The sequence below is a fragment of the Agrobacterium bohemicum genome (genome assembly GCF_002896715.1).
GTDB classification, from domain to species: Bacteria; Pseudomonadota; Alphaproteobacteria; order Rhizobiales; family Rhizobiaceae; genus Agrobacterium; species Agrobacterium bohemicum.
On sequence record NZ_PGEL01000021.1, the window covers coordinates 173,985 to 196,592 of the forward strand.

Genomic DNA, 22,608 nt, shown 5'->3' on the forward strand with positions numbered 1-22,608 from the left:
ATTAGTGGAAATTCCGGCTCTTCACCTTCAGCGTGTCGATGTGCAAATCCCGGACGTAGATCTCCCGCGCGTCCGGGATTGCCTTCGGTCGATCCCGAGCATCCCCGCCGCCGTGTGACCCGTGTGCGAACTCGTCTCCTCTGCCGCTCGGATTCCGAAACACAGCGTCGCGGTCCGACAGAGACGAAAGATCAGCCGATAAGTCATAGAGCTGCCGCGCGATCAGATGGACCACATCGCCCTCTCTCTGGATCTTGCCCTGTATCGCCATCATCGAAGCTCCGAGCACGACGCGCCGCCGCTTCTCGAACAATGACGGCCACACAACGATGTTCGCAGGCCCGGTTTCGTCCTCAATCGTGATGAACATCACTCCTTTCGCCGAGCCGGGCTTCTGTCGAACCAGCACCAGTCCGGCAACGCAGAGCCAGCTCTTGTCGCGCCCATTCATTGCATCGGCGCAAGTGACGATACGGCGCGCGGCCAGATCTTGGCGCAGAAACGAAAGCGGATGCGCACGAAGCGTCAGGCCAACGTGTTGATAGTCCTCCACGACGTTGTGGCCCTCGGTCATCTGCCTGAGTTCGACCTCCGGTTCCTGCTGCTCGGCGACCGTCATCATCTCGCGCTCGGCGGCCGCCACGAACAGTGGCAGCGGTTCGTCTCGTAATGCCTTGATCGCCCATAACGCATCCCGACGTTCGATATTGAATGCTGGTCGGAAAGCATCTGCCTCGGCGAGTTGAACCAGAGCCTCGGACGGCACCTCCGATCTTCGCCAGACATCATCGACGCTTTCAAATGGTCGCTCGATCCGGGCGGCGACAATCCTCGCGGCATCCCGCATGGCGAGCCCAGTGACCTGTCGCATGCCAAGTCTCACGGCATGCCGGTCGGTTCCGGGAATTTCTTCCAGCGTGCAGTCCCACCGTGAGTGCTGCACGGAGATGGGCCTCACCTCAACGCCGTGCTTCTGCGCGTCACCTATGATCTGGGCGGGCGCGTAGAACCCCATTGGCAGGGAGTTCATAAGCGCTGCGGCGAAGGCATCCGGATAATGGCATTTGATGAAGCATGACGCGTAGGCGATCAAGGCGAAGGACGCCGCGTGGCTTTCCGGNAAACCATAACTTCCGAAACCCTCGAGCTGCGAGAACGTCTTCTCCGCAAATTCCGGTGTGTAACCATTCCGCACCATGCCGCTGACGAGTTTGTCCTTGAACCGACTGACCCCTCCTGTGAATTTGAAGGTCGCCATACTCTTGCGAAGCTGGTCCGCCTCCCCGCCTGTGAATCCCGCGCAGACCATTGCCACCCGCATCGCGCTCTCCTGAAACAGCGGCACACCCAGCGTCTTGCCCAGCACCGCCTCCAGCTCAGGTGTAGGGTATTCGACAGGTTCCTTGCCCTCCCGACGACGAAGATAGGGATGGACCATGTCGCCCTGTATCGGCCCCGGCCGGACGATCGCCACCTGAACAACGAGATCGTAGAAGGTGCGGGGTTTCAGCCGAGGGAGCATCGCCATCTGCGCCCGACTCTCGACCTGGAAGGTGCCGAGAGTATCGGCTTTGCGGATCATCGCGTAGGTCGGACCGTCCTCTTGCCGAACCTTAGCGAGATCGAGATCCTCGTGCTTGTGCTCCCGGATAAGGTTGAAGGCCTTCTGCATGCACGTCAGCATCCCTAGGGCCAGCACGTCGACCTTCATCANTTTGAGCGCTTCGACATCGTCCTTGTCCCATTCGATCACCTGACGATCTTCCATCGCCGCCGGSTCGATAGGAACAAGATCGTCTAGGCGCGACCGCGTCAGGATAAAGCCGCCGACATGCTGGCCGAGGTGGCGTGGCGCGCCCATGAGATCCCGAGCAAGCCGCAGCGTCATCACCAGACGGTAGTCGTCTGGATTCAGATTCAATTCCCGCACATTGCGCTCGGTGATCTCCTCAGACCACGACCAAAGGCCGGACGATAGCGCTTTGGTCACGTCCTCCGGCAGACCCATTGCCTTGCCGACATCCTTGATCGCGCCCTTGGCGCGGTAACGCGTGACGGTGCAGACGAGAGCAGCCCGGTCGCGGCCATAAGTCTTGTAGATCCACTGGATGACTTCTTCACGGCGTTGGTGCTCGAAGTCGACATCGATGTCCGGCGGCTCGTTACGCTCCTTGCTGACGAAGCGTTCGAACAGGAGGTCGTTGGTTTCCGGGTCGATAGAGGTGATCCCGAGGATGTAGCAGATCGCGGAGTTCGCGGCGGAGCCCCGGCCCTGGCAGAGTATGCCCTGCCCCCGCGCGAAACGAACTATGCTGTAGACGGTCAGGAAGTAAGGAGCGTATTCCATCTCCTTGATCAGGTCGAGTTCGTGTTTGACGGCTCGCAGTACGCTTTGCGGCAGACCCTCGGGATATCGGTCAGGAATGCACTCGCGGACGCACTGCTTCAGCGACTGCTGGGCATCCATTCCGTCGATCAGCGCTTCCTCGGGATATTCGTAGGTCAGCTCCTCAAGCGAGAACCTGCATTGCTCGACAATCTCCATCGTGCGCTCGAGTGCCTGCGTGTAACGCGGAAACAAGCGCTCCATCTCTTCCGGGGGCTTGAGATAGCGGTCNGCATGCCGCTCACGATCAAAGCCCACGTCGTCGATAGTCGTAGTCGTGCGGATACAAACGACGATGTCCTGAAGCTGTCTTCTGGACGGCTCATGGAACAGAACATCGTTGGTGACGACCGNTTTCACTTTGAACTTTGTCGCAAGGTTCGAAAGTTCGTGGAGTCGCATCTGGTCGTTGGGTCGCCGCCTAAGACTGAGCGAAAGATAGGCGCGCCTACCGAAGATCTCTGTCATCTTGCGGAGCTGCACAGCACAGACATCGTCTGCGAGATCAGGCACGAGAATGCCGATCAGGCCCTCGGCATAGAGGGCGAGATCATCAATATGAAGGATGCAGTTGTTCTTGCCGCCCCGGCCCTTGCCGACGGTAATCAGTCGGGTGAGCCGGGAGTATGCTGCCTTGTCCGTCGGATAGACGAGCACCGACATGCCGTCCTGCAGATCGAGCCGACAGCCTACGACCAGACGAATCCCGGTTTCGCGGGAAGCTTCCAACGCGCGTACGATCCCCGCCAGGCTGTTGCGGTCCACCACACCGATGGCTTCGATGCCGAGTTCTTTCGCCGTCGCGAACAGCTCCTGCGCGGACGATGCGCCTCGCAGGAAGCTGAAATGTGTCGTGACCTGGAGTTCAGCATATTTCATCAGGCAAAGATCCCGTGCATGAACCATCGGTGCGAACCCGTTTCCGGATCGATCCCGTCCCCAGAGCGGAAGATCCAGAACCGCTCGCCGTCGTCGTTTTCGACGACAAAGTAATCTCTGACCGCTTCCAGCTCGGTGGGGCGTTTCCACCATTCACCGAAGATGCGCTCGGGGCCGTCGGCTCGCTTCACGCGGTGGCGCTTTCCACGCCACGTAATTGTTGCTGGCGGATAGTCTGGCATCATTGCAATTGCCTGAATCTGCTCCGGTCGTTCGAACAGCCGGGTGGGCCTGCGCCAGTGTCCGACCCAGCTCTCAGTTATCTCCTCGGCGACTGCGGATATCTGCTGAACGCTCCGCTCGGGAACATCCGATGCAACAGGTGCCACGCGGTAGACGCGCTGACCACCGCGGTTGCTGAAGATATCGATCAATGGTGTGAGGTCGGTTATCTCTTCCTCAACGAGAGACGAGGCCTTCTGCTCTTCCTGCAGCGGTTCCGCCGACACGGCAACGAGGACGAGTTTCTCGATCCCGAAACCTGGATCGATCTGCTCGGTGCGATCCTTGAACAATTTCGTGAGCCAAGCGATGTCGCGTGCCGGCTTTGCCGTCCCTGCACGGATCGCCTGGTGGGTGTTGTCGACGCGATGCACGATGAGGTCCGTCCGGCGCGCGCCGAGGCCGCGTTTCTCGAGTTCGGCGACGAGCTGGACAACGAGCCGACCTACATACTTGTTGATCGTATCGGGCGCGCCTATCGGCTCCTGAAACGACCTGGAGACCTCAACGAGATCGGCAGTGCGGATCGGATCGATAGGTTCTCCCGCGCGACCGAACATCTGGTCGAGGCGACGGCCGACTTCAGGCCCGAAACGGAGGGCCAGCGGTGCTCTTGGGGTATTCGACAGTTCACCGATGGAATGGAAGCCGAGTATCCAGAGATCCTGAACGACTTTCTCCGGGAGCCGTAGCAACGAGATCGATAGCTTTTCGACGGCGCGAACGATCTCGCCGCNGGGGATGATCACGGTATCCCGATTGATTGCACGGACGCATGCGTGCGCCGCGNCCCATGTATCCGCGATCGCGACCTTGGCAGTGAGCTTCCGAGAGTGGAACGTATTCACGATACCGCTGATCATCTTTGCTTCGCCGCCTTGGAGATGGTCCGCGCCCTCGGTGTCCAGCACGAGACCGTCCTTGCCGTCGACCGCGACGATCGGGGAATAGTGACCAAGCGCCCACAGCGCGATGCGATCCAGCGCGGCGGCATCGGCGCCGGGATCTGCATCGATGAGCATCAGCCCGCGGAAGATCGCCTGAGCCTTCGCCGCGGCCATGCCGACGCGGACACCGATCTTCTGCGCAGCCCCGTCGGCAGACGCGACCCACCGTTTGGATCCGCTCTTCGCGATCACCGCGATCGGTTGGTCAGCCGGAATGGTGGGATCGTCTCGTCTGATCCTGTCCGTGGCCAGCTCCGGTAGATATATGGATACGACCCTTGCCATCACACGCTCCTACGCAGAACTCTTTGCATTCGCCGGCACGCGATCTCATCAACTCAAGAAACCATCGAGGTCGCCCTACTCCCGGTACCGGAAGTTCTTCGGACGGCAGCACGCTTACCCGCCACCTTGTGGTCGATGCGGTCGGCTGGCCGAAGTCGTTTGCCTCTGTCTGCCTTCGCCAACGGCGCACTGCCAAGGCAATTGTCCCGGTTCGCTCCGCGACGAGCTGGAGCCGACGGCTCACGACCATTGGCAACCGCACCATCTCGCCGACAACCGCGCCACAGCCGCCGTAGGAAAGCGCTTCTTCCATGTTGGCAGCGACATCTTCTTCCTTGTCGCTCTCGACGAAGATGACCCTACGCGGATGCAGGCCTGCCTGAGCAAGAGCCGGGAAGAACAGATCGGGCCGCGTCAGACACCAGACGATCGGCCCCTTCGTGCGTGCTGCGATCCCGGCGGCAAAAAGAGCAGCCGCTGCGCCATCAACAGTGCCGGAACCACCGCCTGCGAATTCGTGGAGCGCTCCATGAGCCAGGCCGCCTCCCGGCAGGATCGCGTCAATCTCTTCGACACCGAATGGAAGACAGCCCGTCTTCTTCGCGCCCTCACCCTCAATGGACGAGATGCGCTCGCGCAGATCAGCAAGGACTAGGTCGCGGACAGCCGACATCGGTCGCGGAATCCCTTCGGTTCGCGGAGTTCAGAAACACGGCATCATGCCGCCGACAATGCTTGATGTTCTTCTTCTGTTCCTTCATAACGGCAGAGTCAAGCGGTTCGGAAATAGGAATATGATCTCACCANTTTAGTGAATCTGCAGATTCTCGTTTTGAATCAGTTCGCTAGAGACTTTCTGTAAGTGACCGGCTCAATTGAAGAAAATTTCATTTTTGTTTCGAAGTGAGGTTATCAGAATCATGGACCAATCTCCCGTCAGGACATTCTGCGCTAGTAAGAGAGGACATCCGCTCCATANCCCCCGTCCTGGCCGGTGCAGCATGTTTGAAGCTCTCAGGAATTGGGGGCTCCAGCCAGCCAAGGTCGCCCGTGTCGGTGTTGGCGAAAGGCGTAGTCGACGGCGTTTGCTTCCCCGTCGAAAATGACGAGGTTGATCGATGAGCCGGAAATCATCTGCACTCGACCTGACGGCAAGGCTGCGTCAGGTGCGCGACCCGATCATCACAGTAGAATGTCGAACCTGTGGCCGCCACGGAGCACTTGATCGAGCCGCTCTGGTAAGGAAGCACGGTGCTAACATCACCTTCGGACGGCTGCGCCGGATGGCAGCGATGGGGTGTGATCGGCTGGTCGGCGAAGACGGAGATCGATGCGGGACGCGGTTTCCATGTCTTGAATAAGGAGGACATTGGTAACGTCTCGCTTATCTTCATCACCGAGGCAGGTTCGAATACGCATGGCATGAGGGTGTCAGTAATGATCAGAACTGGATGCCTGCTGCCGCGGCTCTCCTTTAGGTGTCACGTTCACAGACGTGCCCGGTCGCGCAGGCATTCATGCCAAACCGATAGCGGCTTTCGACCAAGGATCGCCATCCAAAGGCGACGAAGCCCGCCTCGCTGCTTGCTGTTACGGGTTCTTGAACCTGACGCCGACACCACCGCCATTGGTTGGGATGAACTCAATTCCATCCGCTTCCAGCGTCATCTTTATGAGCTTCAAATTTGCCGGCGTGATCGCCGGAATTCCGTTATCCATTTCGGCGCGCCGAATTGTAGAAACTCCCACGCTGGCTGACTCGGCAAGATATTCAGCCGTCCATCGGAGCAACGCTCTCGCTGCTCGAATTTGAGCTCCGGTTATTTCGCTCATCTTCTATGNTTTCTCATTGAAACATTTTCGTTCATATGCAATATTTTCGTTCACTCGGTCACATCCAGTGTTTGAGCCACCGGATGTGACCTGACCACACCTAGCTGTATGGAGCTCGGATCATGGCTGATTCTGAGAATAGCAGAACTTTGCCCGCAATCACGTGCAGAAACTCTCTGCAGACCGCGGAATGGTTCCTGTTCAACAATTTTTCTGATCAGGAGCTCTGGTCGCCGAGCTTACGCGATGGCGTCCTGACNAAATGGCATGACTGGAACCGTGCTTTTCACGAAGTAGCTGCTTTTGGACGAACTCAGCAGAAGCTCGAAAGCCTATTGATGTGCACGGCACCAGCGCTTCAGGTGGAAGTTATCTTGCCGAATAGCGCTTCGCCTTTCATGACCTCCTCGATTTCCGAGATTCAGAACCGATTGAGAGGAAATGACTTTGCGGTGGCCCGAGCAAAAGCAGAGGCAGATTTGCTTGCCAAGCACAAGCAGTGGGAGGCTGTGGACGAGTCTCTCGGCTATAGCCGCGCAAAGCGCGCGGAGGACGAGGCATCTCTCGTAGAGGAACGTTTGGCCCGCGATCTCTCGCAAGCACCAGGGATGACAAGCGTCGCCGTCGCCGCAAAGCTCCACTGTATTTTGGAACGCGGCTNCCCCCGACCAGACAGTGACGAGTTTCCTTGGCCTCAGCTCAGGTCAGTCCTGATCGATATTCTCGCAATGCATGGTGTTTTCTCAAAGGAGACCTGTGCCCGGTAAGTCTCAACGCTCGATAATCTCTGTCTGGTTGAGAGTCTAACGAGACGTGGCAGTTCCCTACACCCGGTCAACTGCCGATTTTAAAACGTTCGTGCAATTTTTTCGGATTTTGCACTTTTCTTGAGCAATACGTCGTGTAATGTAGAGTATACAACGACAGAGCATACTATGCAACTTATGAAGTTTCTGACCTGCGATGCGCAAGGCGCACCATGGGAAGGATGACCTGCGCCGTGAAAACTCGCTGCCAGCAACGAAGTCGAAGAAATCNAAAGAAGGGAACGACCTAATGCAATTTCTAGAAGGATTCCGCCCACCTATCCTGGCTTTGGCAATCGCCACCGCTACCTCCGCTGGATTTGTCGGGATCACCGCCGCCTTTGCGGAGGAATTGCGGGTCGGCACGCAGCTTAAACTGATGACCCTCGATCCCCACTACGCGGATCTCAATGAAAACAACGCGTTGCTGGCTCATATTTATGAGCGCCTCGTTCGACAGGACGAGCATCTCAATCCCCAGCCGGCCCTTGCTGTATCATGGAAGCGTCTATCTCCGACCCAGTGGGAGTTCAAACTGCGCGACGGTGTTCGTTTCCATGATGGCTCGGCATTTTCCGCTCAGGATGTCATTTATTCGATCGAGCGAGTCCGTGGTTTCCTGAAGCCTCCAAGTGGTGGGTTTCATGGCTACACCAAGCCGATCAAGTCCGTGACAGCACCGGATCCCCTGACTGTCGTCATCGAAACAAGTGGAGAGGCCCCTACCCTTCCCTTGCAGATGACCACGTTGTTCATTCTCCCGCATCAAGCCAATGGCTTCGCGACCACCGAGGAACTGAATTCAGGCGCGCAGCCGAATGGAACCGGCCCTTACAAATTCAAGGCGTGGCAGTCCGGTGAACGTCTGACGCTATCGAGCAATCCCGATTACTGGGGCGGCGCTCCGGCGTGGTCCGATGTCACCTTTCGCATCATCGAAAGCCCGGCTGCACGCGTGGCTGCGCTCACGACTGGTGATGTTGATCTCGCGGACTTTATTCCGGCACGGGATGTCGAGGGTCTCAAAGCACGCAAGATCGAAATTGACAGCACGGCCGCGTCCCGGTCCAACTTTCTTCAGTTCGATATCGGAAGCGATGAGCCTCCAGGCGTGACAGGCAAGGACGGAAAGCCCATCGGCAATCCGTTTCGCGACAAGCGCGTTCGTCAGGCGCTGACGATGGCGACGGATCGGTCCTTCATCACCGATCGAATCCTGTCCGGTTACGGCACTGCCGCTGCGCAGCTTTTTCCACCGGGCCTGGCGGGAACCTCGGATAGGCTGAAAGTCACCCCGCCTGACAATACCGGGGCCAAGGCTCTTTTGACAGAGGCCGGATATCCTGACGGTTTCAACGTCGTGCTGGCAGGTCCAGGTGGCCGCTATCCCGGCGATGCGGAGTCGCTCCAGTCGATTGCCCAGAACTGGGCTCGTGTCGGTGTCACGGTCCAGCCTGTCGTCTCACCCTTCTCCGTCTTCATGACGAAGCGGTCTAACGGCGAGTACCCGGTCTGGTATGGCGGTTGCTCCGGGGAGGCGGTCACACTTTGCCTCGACGGCGTTCTTGCATTGTCAGATGCAGCACGCGGCACAGGATCGCTCAATTACGGCCACTATGAGAACAAGGCCTTCGACGAAATGCTGGTCAAAGCGAAGGCGATGGAAGAAGGGCCGGGTCGTCACGAGGCTCTGGCACGCGCGACGGAATTCGTGATGAGCGACTATCCGATCATTCCGCTTTACCACTACCACCTGATCGTCGGGCATGGGCCGAAAGTCGGGGCCTACACAGTGCATCCGCGTGGCTGGACGACGGCCATGCAAGCCGCCTCACGGACAGAGTGAGGGCAGCGCACATGGTATCGACAATCATTGGAAGGCTTTCACAAGCCTTTCTTCTCCTCCTCGTCATGTCGCTCATTGGCTTCATCGGCATCCATAGTGTCGGCAATCCGGTCTTCAATCTCGTCAACATCGAGACTGCGACTCCCGAGGACATCAGAAATGCGACCATCGCACTTGGACTGGATCAGCCTGTCTGGCATCAGTATTTCCTGTTCATCGGAAACGTTCTGAGTGGCAATTTCGGGACATCCTATATCTATCATCTTCCGGCGTTCGAACTGGTGATAAGCAAGTTGCCCGCAACCCTTGAGCTGGCAATCGTCGCGATGTCGATTGCAGCGCCGGGCGGGGTGCTTCTGGGCTTGCTTGCGGGCCGCCGGAAAGGAAAGCCGATTGATCGTGCGATCCTCCATGGAAGCGTTATTGCGTTGAGCATTCCATCCTTCTGGCTAAGCATGATGCTTATCCTGGTCGGCGCCATTCTGACGGGCTGGTTCCCGTCCGGTGGCCGCGGCTCTACAGCCGCTTTGTTCGGCGCAGAGTGGAGTTTCCTAACGCTCGACGGTCTTCGGAAGATGACGTTGCCAGCACTTGCGCTCGCGATCCCCAACATCGCTTTGATCGCAAGGCTAACGCGGTCCGGAACGATCGAAGTCGAGACACAGGATTTCACACGGTTTTGCCAGGCGAAGGGCCTGTCGTCACGACGGATCCTGTTCCGACACACGCTACCAAATATCAGCGTTCCGATCGTGACGATCATTGGCATGCAGTTTGGCGGGATGCTGGCCTTTGCCGTCGTGGTCGAGTCCATTTTCAACTGGCCGGGTGTCGGNAAACTATTGATCGACTCGATCCAGCTTCTCGACCGGCCAGTCGTCATGGCCACCCTCACCTTCATCTCGATTGCTTTCGTCGGGCTCAACGCGCTCGTCGACCTCTTCTACGTCGTGCTCGATCCGCGCACACGCCGCAGCGCATGAAAGGGAACCCATGAAAACCGACACGTTGCGCGCTATCTGGAAGCGCCCCGTCCTATCCCGCATCAAACTTCCGCTGGCGCTCCTCGCCGCCTATATTCTCCTGGCGCTTGCGGCATCGCTCATTGCGCCTCAAAACCCCTATGATCCCTTGCAGATATTTGCATGGGAGTCGTCTTCANCCCCGGGAACCGCCAGCAGCGTTGGCTACACCTATCTTCTGGGGACAGACGGGCTCGGCCGCGACATTTTCAGCACCGTGCTCTACGGACTGCAGATCAGCCTGTTTGTGGCAACCACCAGCACAGCGCTTGCGGCCTTGATTGGAATTACGGCTGGCGTCACCGCCGCATATTCCAACCGGTGGATTGATGCGCTCATCATGCGGATTGTCGATCTGCAACTGAGCCTTCCAACGATCCTTGTCGCGTTGATCGCTATCGTGACCCTCGGGCCTGGCATCGATCGCATCATTCTCGCACTGGTCATCGTTCAATGGGCGACCTACGCACGCGTTACACGCGCCGTGGCGATGACCGAAGCGAGCAAGTCATATCTGGATGCTGCGCGCCTTTTGCGCCTGTCTCCGCCCCGGATCGTGCTGCGTCATCTTCTACCGAACAGCATCGCGCCGGCAATCACACTGATCCCGATAGAGCTCGGCCACGCGGTAGCCCTTGAAGCGACGCTATCCTTCCTCGGCCTTGGTGTTCCCATCGACAAACCTTCCCTCGGCTCGGCCGTTGCGAACGGATTTCAGTATCTCCTCACCGGCCAATACTGGATCAGCCTTTTTCCGGGGCTGGCCCTCTTCGGCCTCATCGCAAGCATCAATTTCGTCGGCGAAGACTTGCGTCGGCGGCTCGATCCAAGGAGCCGATGAATGGAACAGGATCAGAAGCAATCTCCCCTCCTCGTCGTCAGCAATCTTACCTTGAAGCATCAACGGGCCGAAACCTCGACGACAATCCTGCGGGACGTCTCTTTCGAGCTTCGTGCAGGTGAAATCCTCGGCCTGATCGGCGAATCCGGCGCTGGCAAATCGACGCTCGGCAATGCAGTTCTCGGCTTGCTCGCGTCTGGCTTCAGCCAGACCGGTGGTCGAATTCNTTTCCGGGGACAAGCCTTCGATGAAATGAGTGACAAGGACCGAATGATGGTCAGAGGACGCCGGATTTCGGCGATATTTCAGGATCACACGGCCTCACTCGACCCTTTGATGTGCGTTGGTTCGCAGATCGTCGAAACGATCCAGGCTCTGGANCGTAGTCTCACCGCTCGACAGGCCAGAGCCCACGCGCTTGACCTCATGGAGCGTGTGGGGATCCAGGATCCGGCGGGCCGATACAGTCAGTATCCGCACCAGTTCTCCGGCGGACAGCGCCAAAGAATCGTCATCGCGATCGCATTGGCTGGCAAGCCGGACATTATCGTTGCGGACGAACCAACCTCTGCTCTCGATGCGACCGTCCAGAAACAGATCCTCGCCTTGTTACGCAAGCTGGCTGAGGAGACGGGTGTCTCGATCATTCTTGTCACGCACGACATGGGCGTGATCTCGGAGATCGCAGACAGGGTCGTCGTCATGCGCCACGGCAAGGTTGTCGAACAGGGCGTGACATCCTCGATTCTCGACGCGCCAGCCGAACCTTACACCCGCGATCTCCTCGCCGCTGTTCCGCGCTTGCGCCTTTCGGGCGTCCACCAGCCGCCTGTGTTTTCGCATGGCGCGGAGCCGGCCGGAGATGGCGTTGATCCCGCCGGACTGGTTGGTCCGCGCTCCGTCCTGTCAGTCAAAGGCGTGACCAAGACATTCGCTCGCCGCAGCCTGCCTTGGCTACGAAGCGATCGGCAGTCATTTGCGCTCCAGGACGTTACCATCGAAATCGAGCGCGGTGCCATCACCGGGATCGTCGGTGAAAGCGGCAGTGGCAAGAGCACGATCGGACGCATTGTCGCGGGTCTTGAGACAGCCAATCAGGGAACACTCGAAATCGATGGTGCAGGTTTCGATATTTCCCGATCAGGTCGCAAAAGCGGTCTGTTGGGACAGGTTCAGATGATATTCCAGGACCCCGCAATGTCACTCAATCCTCGCATGTCGGTCGGCTCCGCGCTTGAAGAAAGCGTTCGATCCGGCAACCGGGGATCGAAGTCATATGCTCACGAGGTCGGCGATCTCATGGACCGGCTGGGCCTGCCGAGAATCCTATTGAAGAGTTTTCCGCATCAATTGTCCGGTGGCCAGAAGCAGAGGGTCTGCATCGCACGCGCCCTTCTCGCAAGACCCAGCATTATCGTTGCTGACGAGCCGACCTCGGCGCTCGACGTCTCGGTTCAAGCCGAGATCGTCACCCTTCTCAAGGAAACCGTTCGCGAGCGCGGGTTGTCGATGCTGTTCATCTCTCACGACCTGGCCCTCGTTCAGGACCTCTGCCATGCGATCTACATTTTCAAGGATGGCATCGTGGAAGATTCCGGCCCCACGGATTTCATATTCTCCCAGTCGGACAATCCCTACACGCGGCGGCTGATTGACGCTCGCCCCTTGCGGTTCACGCACTGACCTCAGACCGGCCGGAACTCGAATTCGAGTTCCGTGCCAACCAAAACTTCGCTCTTTTCCATCATGCAGGAACACATGACATGACGAATGCCTTCACGGTCGCAGTAACCGGCCAGTCGCTGATCAAACACGACATTCGCACTCTCGAAAANCCCGGCTTCGAGGCAGTGTGCAAGACACTTAGCAAATCGGACTTTGCATTCACCAATTTCGAGAGCACGATCTTCGGCAGCCATGGCGGATGGCCGATGAAGGGCTCGNTTTTTGGCAGCAGCCAACCCGTCGTCCTCGATACTCTCCAGTCGCTCGGGTTCCATGGACTATCCCTGTCGAACAACCACGCCTACGATCTCGGCTCGCCCGGCATCCTGTCGACGCTTGAGGAGGTCGAGAGGCGCGGCTTTCTCCATGCCGGTATCGGTCGCAACCGGACGGCTGCGGCACGATCCGGGCTTGGGTCCGTCGCTGGTCGAAAGATCGCCTTAGTCGCCATGGATGGTGGGCCGGGCCCAGATTTCATGTACGCAGCAGATGCAGCTCCGGGCCGACCTGAGCGACCCGGAATCAACCGACTGAAACTGACCCAGATCATCGACGTGGATTCTCAGGCTTTCGAACAACTCGCTGCGATCCGGGATAAGGTCGGCTACACCAGCATGGATCTCGGTAATGACAGTCAGCCCGACGACAAACCGATTGTGGATGACCTATCCGAGATCGCCCTTGCTCGTGGTCTCTTCAGGCGCTCTGAGACGTTCGGCCGCAACGTCAAAATCGATCCGGACGACCTGGGGAGAAATCTTGCCGCGATCACTGCTGCTGCCAACAGCGACTGCCTTGTCGTGGCTTATCTTCACCATCATCATTGGGCGTCTGACTGGTATCAGGTTCCAGGGTGGGTCGGTTCTGTGGCCAGACAATGCATTGATGCGGGTGCCCACATGTTCGTCAGCCACGGCGCTCCCGTTCTTCAGCCGCTGGAGATTTACGAGGGGAAACCAATTTTCTACAGTCTTGGAAATTTCGTCTTTCATATCCGTCCGGGCAAATCCAAATGGACCGCCCGTGAGGTTTGGGAAAGCGTGATTGGCTTATGCACATTCAACGACACCGGCTCATTGACTGGAATTGCCTTTCATCCGGTAATTTTAGGCGGCCCCGAAGGATTAAAGAACGAAGCGCTCGACCAGCGCCTTGCACCTGAGATTGCGACCGGTGAAGACGGGCAGCGGATCCTGCAGCGGTTTCAGCAGCAGTGCACGCAGTTCGGCACGCGTATCAGGATTTCGGAAGATGTTGGCTATTACGACGCCAATTGATAAAGGAGCCGGGCCGTTCTTCCTCGGCCTAAAACAAGATCGGCTGTCATTGCTTGGTGGCCGATCTCGCTTTCAGCAGATCGGTGGCCTCGACCTCCAGGATCCGCGCCAGCGTTTCGACCATATCGATTGTCGCAGAATACTGGCATCTTTCCAGGGAACTGACGTAGGTTCGGTGGATGTCCGCCCGGTGAGCGAGCTCTTCCTGCGAAAGACCTCGTCGCAAGCGAATTTCCCGCAGATTGGACGCGAAAGTTTCTCTGATACCCATGAACGGATTCATGCGTTTTGCAGCGCATTCATCTACAGAGTATACTCTTCATTTGTGTTTACGAAGTGTCTCATACCGAGGAATGAGCGCGGAACAATTGGGCCGCATAGGTTCGAATTGCGCCTTCCGCTTCGCGCCAACGGCGGTCTTCCGCTCTCCACCAAAGTGGACGTTTGAGCGATGGCCACCGACCTATAGATGCTCAGGCTGTCACACGCGTGTCGCTCCAGTCGAGGGATCGGCCATCGGCGGATCGGATAACGAGCCGGGCGATTGGTCTACCGGATTCGTGGTCCACCAGTGATGAGCGTTCCTCGCCCTCGGTGAACAGGAAATCTTCGCCCCACTGGCGAAGTGCAACGATGACAGGGAACAGCCCGCGCCCCTTTGCAGTAAGGACGTACTCGCGGTAGGCAGTTCCATCCGATGCTGGCGCGGTCTCAAATATTCCGCGCCTTACCAGATCACCAAGCCGAGTGGCCAATACGCCCCTGCTGATGCCCAGCCCGTTCTGGAACTCACCAAAGCGCCGCTTCTCATCGAAAGCATCGCGGATGATCAGAAGCGACCACCAGTCTCCGATTGCATCGAGAGACCGTGCCACCGGGCAACCGGAATTCCATAAGCTCACACGTTTCACCATCGGTGCCCATCTCCATCCTTCAGAATCTGGTTCTATCTTAGAACTAGAAATGTGTTGAGCCAAGTGGTCTGGGAGTGGCATGAAACAAGATCATGAAGGCCACCAAATGGAAGAGAAGTTAGACAATGCCGTGCCAGGAATGCGGGAACAGGGTTTGTCGGGACTACATACCCTCATCATTGCCGCCGCAGCCAGTTTAAGCGTAGCGAACATCTATTACGCGCAGCCATTGCTCGACCTAATGGCACATGATCTTGGAATACCGCCAGCCACCATCGGTCTCATCGTGATGTTGACGCAGGTGGGTTATGGTTTGGGGTTGATCTTTATCGTGCCGATTGGCGATCTCATCGACCGCCGTAAGCTTATCATCGTTCAGGGATTATTATTGGCCATCGCTCTCGTGATTGTCNGGGCAGCGGGAACGAACGCGATTTTGTTGGCAGGTATGGGTGCGGTCGGCTTGACGGCTGTTGTTGCACAGACACTGGTCGCTCAGGCGGCGGCCCTAGCCACTCCGGCCCAGCGGGGTAGGGTGGTTGGCACGGTTACCAGCGGAATCGTAACAGGCATTCTTGCCGCCCGATCATTTGCAGGAACAATTGCCGATGTCAGCGGATGGCGGGCTGTGTATTTGACATCTGCGCTTATCACACTTGTCATGGCCATCGTTCTCATCGCGATTCTACCGCGCCAATCTGCGAAACGGAATACGGAGACGTATACCCACGCTTTACTCTCCATTCCAACCATGTTCCTCCGAGAGCGAAGCTTGCTGTATCGAGGTGCCCTAGCGCTCCTGATTTTTGCTGCCTTCAGCACGTTTTGGACCGCGCTTGTCCTTCCGCTCAGTGCCCCGCCCTTTTCCTATTCACACACGAGAATAGGCATGTTTGGACTGGTTGGGCTGGCGGGAGCGATTGCCGCGACATGCGCGGGAAGACTTGCGGATCGAGGTTACGGTCGATGGACAACAGGAGTTTCTCTGGCGGTCTTGCTGTTATCCTGGGGACTGATCGCTCTCCTTCCGGTCTCGATGGCGGTGCTGCTCGTAGGTGTAGTTTTGATGGACTTGGCGGTACAGGCGGTCCACGTCACCAATCTCAGCGCCATTGTGGCTTTCAACCCGCAAAAAAGCAGCCGGTTGATTGGAGGTTATATGGTCTTCTACTCTGTTGGCAGCGCCATTGGAGCTATTGCTGCTACGGCGACCTACTCGTGGTTCGGCTGGACGGGATTTCTCTCCTCGGGGCCGCGTTTAGTGCAGTTGCCCTGGCGTTGTGGATCAAAAGCGAGATATCGGAGAGGACCAATTAAGCACTGCGCTTCATCCAGTGCCCGTGTCAATGACTGGTTTGGGCCAACCTTTCCCTTGGCAGCTTTGCGCCAAAAGCGGTCATTCGCAACGAACCGAACCACCGATGAACTGTTAGTTCAGCGTCGGTTCTAACGAAGCCACTTCATTCTTCGCTGATCGGGTCGCGGCATCAAGACATTGGCTCTAGCGGCGGTCTCGATGTCGCGACGGGGTTCAATCCCTCAGAAGTCCCAGTCTTCATCCTCTGTCGCCACCGCCTTCCCAATGACATAGGACGAGCCAGAGCCGGAAAAGAAGTCGTGGTTCTCGTCGGCGTTTGGTGAAAGCGCGGAGAGGATTGCGGGATTGACCTTGCAGGCTTCTGCGGGAAACAGCGCTTCGTAACCGAGGTTCATCAGCGCCTTGTTGGCGTTGTAATGCAGGAATTTCTTGACGTCCTCCGTCAGGCCGACGCCGTCGTACAACGCTTCGGTGTACTTTGCTTCGTTGTCGTAGAGTTCGAGCAAGAGATCGAAGGCGAAGTCTTTGATGTCCTGGCGCTTCTGCGCAGGCAACCGGTCTACCGCACGTTGGAACTTGTAGCCTATGTAATAACCGTGCACGGCTTCGTCGCGGATAATGAGGCGGATCATGTCGGCGGTGTTGGTGAGCTTGGCGCGGCTCGACCAGTACATCGGAAGATNAAAGCCGGAATAGAACAGGAAGCTTTCCAGAAATACGGAGGCGACCTTCTTCTTCAGCGGATCGCCGCTGTCGTATTCGCGCATAATCAGCGCCGATTTCCGTTGTAGGAACTCGTTCTCTTCCGACCAGCGATAGGCATCATCAACATCCGGTGTCGAGCACAGGGTGGNAAAGATGGAGGAGTAGGAACGCGCGTGGACCGCCTCCATGAAGGAGATGTTGGATAGCACCGCCTCTTCGTGCGGCGTCGCGGCGTCTGCCATCAGCTTGACCGATCCAACGCCGTTCTGGATCGTGTCGAGCAGGGTCAGGCCAGTGAAGACGCGGATGGTGAGTTGCTGCTCTTCTTGCTTCAGCGTTCCCCAAGATGGGATGTCGTTGGAGAGCGGGACCNTTTCCGGCAGCCAGAAATTACCGGTCAGGCGATTCCAGACTTCGAGGTCCTTGTCGTCTTCGATACGGTTCCAGTTGATGGCACGGATGCGACTGACGGGCTTGACGGCGATGTTCATGTGTTGATCTTTCGAAGCGTTCTTGTTCACAGCGCGCATGACACGCAACCCTGCACTTCCGTGCCTTCCAGTGCCATCTGTCGAAGACGGATGTAATAAATGGTCTTGATGCCCTTCTTCCACGCGTAGATTTGCGCCTTGTTGATATCGCGCGTCGTCGCGGTGTCACGGAAGAACAGCGTCAGCGAAAGACCTTGGTCTACATGCTGGGTCGCCGCCGCATAGGTATCGATGATCNTTTCCGGGCCGATCTCGTACGCATCCTGGTAAAATTCGAGGTTATCGTCGGTCATGAAGGCGGCGGGGTAATAGACGCGGCCGATCTTACCCTCTTTGCGTATTTCAATCTTCGAGACGATCGGGTGGATCGAAGAGGTCGAATGGTTGATGTAGGAGATCGATCCTGTCGGCGGCACGGCCTGGAGGTTCTGATTATAGAGGCCTGAGGTCATAACCGCTTGTTTCAACGCAAGCCAATCCTCCTGCGTTGGGATCGCGATGCCTGCCGTCACAAATAGCTCGCGAACACGCTCTGTCGCTGGCAGCCATTCGCGTTCGGTGTATTTGTCGAAATACTCACCGGACGCATATTTCGAGTTCTCGAAGCCTTTGAAGCTGACGCCGCGCTCGGTCGCGATACGGTTCGAGGCGCGAATGGCGTGATAGGTGACCGTGTAGAAATAGATGTTGGTGAAATCGATGCCTTCGTCCGAACCGTNAAAGATGCGCTCGCGGGCGAGATAGCCATGCAAATTCATCTGTCCGAGACCGATGGCGTGGCTGTCGTCATTGCCTTTCTCCACCGACGGCACGGAGGCAATATGGCTCATGTCAGACACCGCCGTGAGCGACCGGATCGATGTCTCGATTGTTTTTCCGAAATCGGCGCTGTCCATGGCGGCCGCGATATTCAGGGAGCCGAGATTGCAGGAGATGTCCTTGCCCATGACGTTATAGGATAGGTCGTCATTATATTCGCTGGCGTCGCTGACCTGAAGGATTTCCGAGCAGAGATTGCTCATGGAAATGCGACCGGCAATCGGGTTCGCCCTGTTCACCGTGTCCTCGAACATGATGTAGGGATAGCCGCTTTCGAACTGTATCTCGGCGATCACCTGGAAGAAGTCACGGGCCTTGATCTTCTTCTTCTTGATCCTGCTATCCGCCACCATCTCCCGGTATTTTTCGGTAACCGATATCTCGGTGAAGGGGACGCCGTAGACGCGCTCGATGTCATAGGGCGAGAATAGATACATATCCTCGTTGTTCTTCGCCAATTCGAAGGTGATGTCGGGCACGACGACGCCGAGCGACAAGGTTTTGATCCTGATCTTCTCGTCGGCATTCTCCCGCTTGGTATCGAGAAAACGCATAATATCAGGGTGGTGGGCGTTGAGATAGACGGCACCGGCACCTTGGCGCGCGCCGAGCTGGTTGGCGTAAGAGAAACTATCTTCTAGCAGTTTCATGACAGGAATGATGCCGGATGACTGGNTTTCGATCTGCTTGATCGGCGCTCCAGCCTCGCGAATGTTCGTCAGTGACAAGGCCACGCCACCGCCGCGCTTGGAAAGCTGGAGCGCGGAGTTGATGCCACGTGCAATGGATTCCATGTTGTCTTCCATGCGCAGCAGAAAGCAGGAAACCAGTTCGCCACGTTGNTTTTTTCCCGCATTGAGGAATGTCGGCGTCGCGGGCTGGAAGCGGCCGGCGATGATCTCATCGACCATATCCTTGGCAAGTTCTTCGTTGCCTTGCGCAAGTGCCAGCGCCACCATGCAGATGCGGTCTTCGTAGCGTTCGAGATACCGCTTCCCGTCAAAGGTTTTCAAGGTGTAGCTGGTGTAATATTTGAACGCGCCAAGAAATGTCGGGAAACGAAATTTCTTGACAAACGCACGATCGAACAAATCCCGCACGAAATTGAACGAATACTGGTCCAGCACCTCTCGCTCGTAATAGCCCTCGGTCACCAGATAATCGAGCTTTTCTCGCAGATTGTGAAAGAAGACCGTGTTCTGGTTCACGTGCTGAAGAAAATATTGCTTGGCGGCAAGCCGATCCTTGCCGAGCTGTATTTTTCCTTGCTCGTCATAAAGATTGAGCATCGCGTTGAGGGCGTGGAAATCCAGTTCGGATTCCGATGTCTTCAAAGGCTTTTCGAAAGTCGTCGCGTCCAAAATCGTTCCAATCCGTGTATGACGTTAACGACGTCTTCGTCGGTTCCCAGAAGCTCGAACCTGTAAAGATACGGCACCTGGCACTTCTTCGAGATGACGTCACCCGCGAGCCCATAGGTCTCGCCAAAATTGCTGTTGCCCGCGGCGATCACGCCACGAATGTTTCCGCGGTTCTCCTCATCGTTGAGAAAGCGGATCACCTGTTTTGGAACGGCCCCTTTTCCGCCTTCGCCACTGTAGGTGGGCAGGATGAGAACATAGGGGGCTTTGACCTGAAGGCTCTCGGAAGGACTGAGGGGAATGCGCCGCGCACTCATTCCCAGCCGTCCGACGAAGCGATGGGTATTTTCCGATCGGCTGGAGAAATAGACGATCTGACCCATTGCTCTGGCTCAGGCCGCAAGCGTGCTGATCATATCCGGGCGAAAACCTGCCCAATGGGTCTCACCAGCCACCACAACGGGAACCTGACGATAGCCAAGTCCCTGGACCAAATCATAGGCATTGGTGTCTTCGGAAACATCGATGACGGTGTAGTCGATGCCCTGGCGGTCCAGAGCGCGGGTGGTTGCTGTGCACTGGACGCAGGCTGGCTTGCTGTAAACGGTAATGGTCATAATGATCCTCGTGAGATTTGTTTAGGGCGTGCGATATCGATCAGGCGTTGGGAACACCTGTTCGGGAGATTCTGGGATGCATGGCAGCCGGACTCGGCTACGGGCGTTACCGCCCGCTATTCACGCGGATACTGACTNAAATGATGCGACATTGACTTCACCCCGAAGTGGTTGATGCGGAGACCAGGGGAAGCGGCACGCGCAGGCTCATCCCGCACGCAAACGCGACCTTCGGACACCCCGCCCGTGGACGTATTCGTTTGAGGCAGGTCTCCTGGCTCACGGGTCGTCGCATCCATCTCGCCTTCCCGAAGCATTGCGGCCTCAGTGGCAGTTTGAGAGGATGCTCGCCGCTTACAGTTGCGGGGGCAGCTCCGGCATTGCTCCGTCCAGAATGGACGTCACGCACCGTATTCCCGTCTTAGCTTCCGACGCGAATCGGAAGAACCTCGAACACTAGATATAGTATATGAGGGGATAGTTTCGTCAACTCTTAGCAGGGTGGTTGTTAAAAAATTAAGTCCTCGTCCACCGCAGCCTGTGGATAACAGGGTGATCATACAGCGTGAAAGTTCAGCCCCGAATAGCCGCAGACAAGCCGATATCAAGTATCGANTTTGCGTTTCCGCAACGTTCGTAGCGCAACGGCTTGTCGAAATCGACGCTCGTCTCGGTTCCGCGGTTGGACGGATAGGAGAAGTGGCCAAACGCGCCATAGCCTTGGGCTTTCCAGAAGCTGAGTGTTTCCGGTGTCTGAACATCGGCATGGAGGTAGGACGAGGTGTAGTCAAACGCGGATGCCCGGCTCTCCAAGGCTGCCACAATCTTTGTGCCAAGCCCTTTACGACGGGCGCACGGCTCTATGTACACGCGGACAATCTGACATACCTTTTCGCCGTCGCCATAGCGATTTCGTAAGCGCTCCTTCGTAGAGGGTTTGTTTTCGAGCGCGTAAAGACCGCCAGTCGCAATGATATGTCCATCTCCGTCCCGCACAACGAGAAAACTGCCGTGCCTTTCGAGGGAGAACCAGTTGTCCGGCTGCGCCAGCAACAGCGAATCCAGGTCAGAATGCCAGGCGGGAGTGTAGTCGATCCCGTAGACGTTCTTGATCATCCGCAGGCAGAAGGTCCTCGCTTCAGCCCGGACGGCGGCCTGTGCGTCATCAGTCAGCCATTCAATCGAGAAATTGTCGATCGGCATCAGGCCGCAAGCTCCCTGCGGATGATGTCAGCGCCTGCACCGAGTGCACGCAGCTTCGCTGTGGCCACATGACGCGGAAGCGGTGCCATGCCGCAATTGGTGCATGGATAGAGCTTGTCCGCATCCACGAACTGGAGAGCCTTCCGGAGAGTGTCGGCTACTTCTTCCGGCGTCTCGATGGCGTAACTTGCCACGTCTATGGCACCGACCATGACCTTCTTGCCTCGGATGAGCTCCATCAGGTCCATCGGAACGTGGGAGTTGTGGCACTCCAATGAAATCAGATTGATGCTGGATTTCTGAAGTTTCGGGAACGCTTCCTCGTATTGCCTCCACTCCGATCCAAGCGTTTTCTTCCAGTCGGTGTTGGCCTTGATGCCATAACCATAGCAGATGTGCACGGCGGTCTCGCACTTTAATCCTTCGATCGCCTTTTCGAGCGTGGCGACACCCCATTCGTTCACGTCATCGAAGAACACGTTGAATGCGGGTTCGTCGAACTGGATGATGTCGACGCCGGCAGCCTCCAGTTCCCTTGCTTCCTGGTTGAGTATCTTTGCGAACTCCCAAGCGAGCTTTTCGCGGCTTTTGTAATGACTGTCGTAGAGCGTATCGATCATGGTCATTGGGCCTGGAAGAGCCCATTTGATCTGCTTCGTCGTCTGTTGGCGCAGGAATTTGGCATCATCGACAAAGACCGGCCTTTGACGGGACACGGCTCCAACGACCGTCGGGACGCTTGCATCATACCGGTTACGAATCCTGACGGTTTCTCGTTTCTCGAAATCGACGCCGTCGAGGTGCTCAATGAACGTTGTGACNAAATGCTGGCGGGTCTGCTCCCCGTCGCTGACGATCTCGATGCCAGCCTGAAGCTGGTCGTCCAATGCCAGACGCAAGGCGTCCTGCTTCGCTTCGATCAGTTCATCACCCTGCAACTTCCAGGGCGACCATAGCTTCTCAGGCTCTGCAAGCCAGGAGGGCTTTGGCAGGCTGCCGGCGGCCGAAGGGGGCAACAATGACTTCATCGGAATGATCCTATGCTTTCGGA

At 57.2% G+C, this 22,608-nt stretch carries 18 protein-coding genes and 1 riboswitch; of the genes, 6 read left to right on the plus strand and 12 right to left on the minus strand.

Going from position 1 to position 22,608, the window contains the following annotated elements; all coding sequences use genetic code 11:
* Position 1: 1 nt before the first annotated feature.
* The 4 genes from CUC55_RS07175 to CUC55_RS07195 all read right to left on the minus strand — a co-directional run bounded on the left by CUC55_RS07175 (position 2) and on the right by CUC55_RS07195 (position 6,612).
* A complete protein-coding gene (locus tag CUC55_RS07175; RefSeq protein ID WP_103087454.1) occupies positions 2-3,265 on the minus strand; it encodes an error-prone DNA polymerase in 3,264 nt (1,087 codons plus the stop codon).
* A complete protein-coding gene (locus CUC55_RS07180) occupies positions 3,265-4,779 on the minus strand; it encodes a Y-family DNA polymerase (RefSeq protein ID WP_103087407.1) in 1,515 nt (504 codons plus the stop codon). The genes CUC55_RS07175 and CUC55_RS07180 overlap by 1 nt, the downstream gene beginning before the upstream one ends.
* Positions 4,700-5,452, minus strand: a complete 753-nt coding sequence (locus tag CUC55_RS07185) for an ImuA family protein (RefSeq protein WP_067650319.1) — start codon at positions 5,450-5,452, stop codon at positions 4,700-4,702. Before CUC55_RS07185 ends, CUC55_RS07180 begins: the two co-directional genes overlap by 80 nt.
* A 917-nt stretch (positions 5,453-6,369) precedes the next feature.
* Complete coding sequence (locus CUC55_RS07195) at positions 6,370-6,612, minus strand: helix-turn-helix domain-containing protein (protein WP_067650325.1); 243 nt, start codon at positions 6,610-6,612, stop codon at positions 6,370-6,372.
* A 1,056-nt stretch (positions 6,613-7,668) separates the two neighbouring features.
* Between CUC55_RS07195 and CUC55_RS07205 the strand changes: the two genes are divergently transcribed.
* The 5 genes from CUC55_RS07205 (at position 7,669) to CUC55_RS07225 (ending at position 14,129) form a co-directional block, all read left to right on the plus strand.
* The gene (locus tag CUC55_RS07205; RefSeq protein WP_067650729.1) at positions 7,669-9,264 is read left to right on the plus strand and encodes an ABC transporter substrate-binding protein; all 1,596 of its coding nucleotides are present in this window, start codon (positions 7,669-7,671) and stop codon (positions 9,262-9,264) included.
* An 11-nt stretch (positions 9,265-9,275) separates the two neighbouring features.
* Positions 9,276-10,247 (plus strand): ABC transporter permease, encoded by a 972-nt coding sequence (locus CUC55_RS07210; protein WP_067650331.1) that lies wholly within the window; start codon positions 9,276-9,278, stop codon positions 10,245-10,247.
* Positions 10,248-10,257: 10 nt separating this feature from the next.
* Positions 10,258-11,127, plus strand: a complete 870-nt coding sequence (locus CUC55_RS07215; RefSeq protein WP_103087409.1) for an ABC transporter permease — start codon at positions 10,258-10,260, stop codon at positions 11,125-11,127.
* Positions 11,128-12,810 carry a dipeptide ABC transporter ATP-binding protein gene (locus CUC55_RS07220; protein WP_103087410.1) on the plus strand — a complete coding sequence of 561 codons (1,683 nt, stop codon included), beginning with the start codon at positions 11,128-11,130 and terminating at the stop codon, positions 12,808-12,810.
* Between the two features lie 80 nt (positions 12,811-12,890).
* Positions 12,891-14,129, plus strand: coding sequence for a CapA family protein (locus CUC55_RS07225; RefSeq protein ID WP_103087411.1), 1,239 nt, complete (start codon positions 12,891-12,893; stop codon positions 14,127-14,129).
* Between the two features lie 46 nt (positions 14,130-14,175).
* Here the strand turns inward: CUC55_RS07225 and CUC55_RS07230 are convergent, their stop codons facing one another.
* Positions 14,176-14,400 (minus strand): helix-turn-helix domain-containing protein, encoded by a 225-nt coding sequence (locus tag CUC55_RS07230; protein WP_067650731.1) that lies wholly within the window; start codon positions 14,398-14,400, stop codon positions 14,176-14,178.
* Between the two features lie 202 nt (positions 14,401-14,602).
* Positions 14,603-15,043, minus strand: a complete 441-nt coding sequence (locus tag CUC55_RS07235) for a winged helix-turn-helix transcriptional regulator (protein ID WP_067650341.1) — start codon at positions 15,041-15,043, stop codon at positions 14,603-14,605.
* A gap of 241 nt (positions 15,044-15,284) precedes the next feature.
* Between CUC55_RS07235 and CUC55_RS07240 the strand changes: the two genes are divergently transcribed.
* Positions 15,285-16,493: an MFS transporter gene (locus CUC55_RS07240; protein ID WP_425352790.1), complete on the plus strand. Its 1,209-nt coding sequence runs from the start codon at positions 15,285-15,287 to the stop codon at positions 16,491-16,493.
* A gap of 89 nt (positions 16,494-16,582) precedes the next feature.
* Here the strand turns inward: CUC55_RS07240 and nrdF are convergent, their stop codons facing one another.
* The 6 genes from nrdF to CUC55_RS07270 form a co-directional block, all read right to left on the minus strand.
* Positions 16,583-17,557 (minus strand): class 1b ribonucleoside-diphosphate reductase subunit beta, encoded by a 975-nt coding sequence (gene nrdF, locus CUC55_RS07245; RefSeq protein WP_103087455.1) that lies wholly within the window; start codon positions 17,555-17,557, stop codon positions 16,583-16,585.
* A 26-nt stretch (positions 17,558-17,583) separates the two neighbouring features.
* Complete coding sequence (nrdE, locus tag CUC55_RS07250; protein WP_103087412.1) at positions 17,584-19,737, minus strand: class 1b ribonucleoside-diphosphate reductase subunit alpha; 2,154 nt, start codon at positions 19,735-19,737, stop codon at positions 17,584-17,586.
* Complete coding sequence (gene nrdI / locus CUC55_RS07255; RefSeq protein ID WP_067650481.1) at positions 19,707-20,120, minus strand: class Ib ribonucleoside-diphosphate reductase assembly flavoprotein NrdI; 414 nt, start codon at positions 20,118-20,120, stop codon at positions 19,707-19,709. Before nrdI ends, nrdE begins: the two co-directional genes overlap by 31 nt.
* A 9-nt stretch (positions 20,121-20,129) precedes the next feature.
* Positions 20,130-20,354, minus strand: coding sequence for a glutaredoxin-like protein NrdH (nrdH, locus tag CUC55_RS07260; protein ID WP_042620157.1), 225 nt, complete (start codon positions 20,352-20,354; stop codon positions 20,130-20,132).
* Between the two features lie 247 nt (positions 20,355-20,601).
* Positions 20,602-20,821, minus strand: a riboswitch (cobalamin riboswitch).
* A 106-nt stretch (positions 20,822-20,927) separates the two neighbouring features.
* Positions 20,928-21,557 (minus strand): GNAT family N-acetyltransferase, encoded by a 630-nt coding sequence (locus CUC55_RS07265; protein WP_103087413.1) that lies wholly within the window; start codon positions 21,555-21,557, stop codon positions 20,928-20,930.
* Complete coding sequence (locus tag CUC55_RS07270) at positions 21,557-22,585, minus strand: methionine synthase (RefSeq protein WP_103087414.1); 1,029 nt, start codon at positions 22,583-22,585, stop codon at positions 21,557-21,559. The genes CUC55_RS07265 and CUC55_RS07270 overlap by 1 nt, the downstream gene beginning before the upstream one ends.
* Positions 22,586-22,608: the final 23 nt, after the last annotated feature.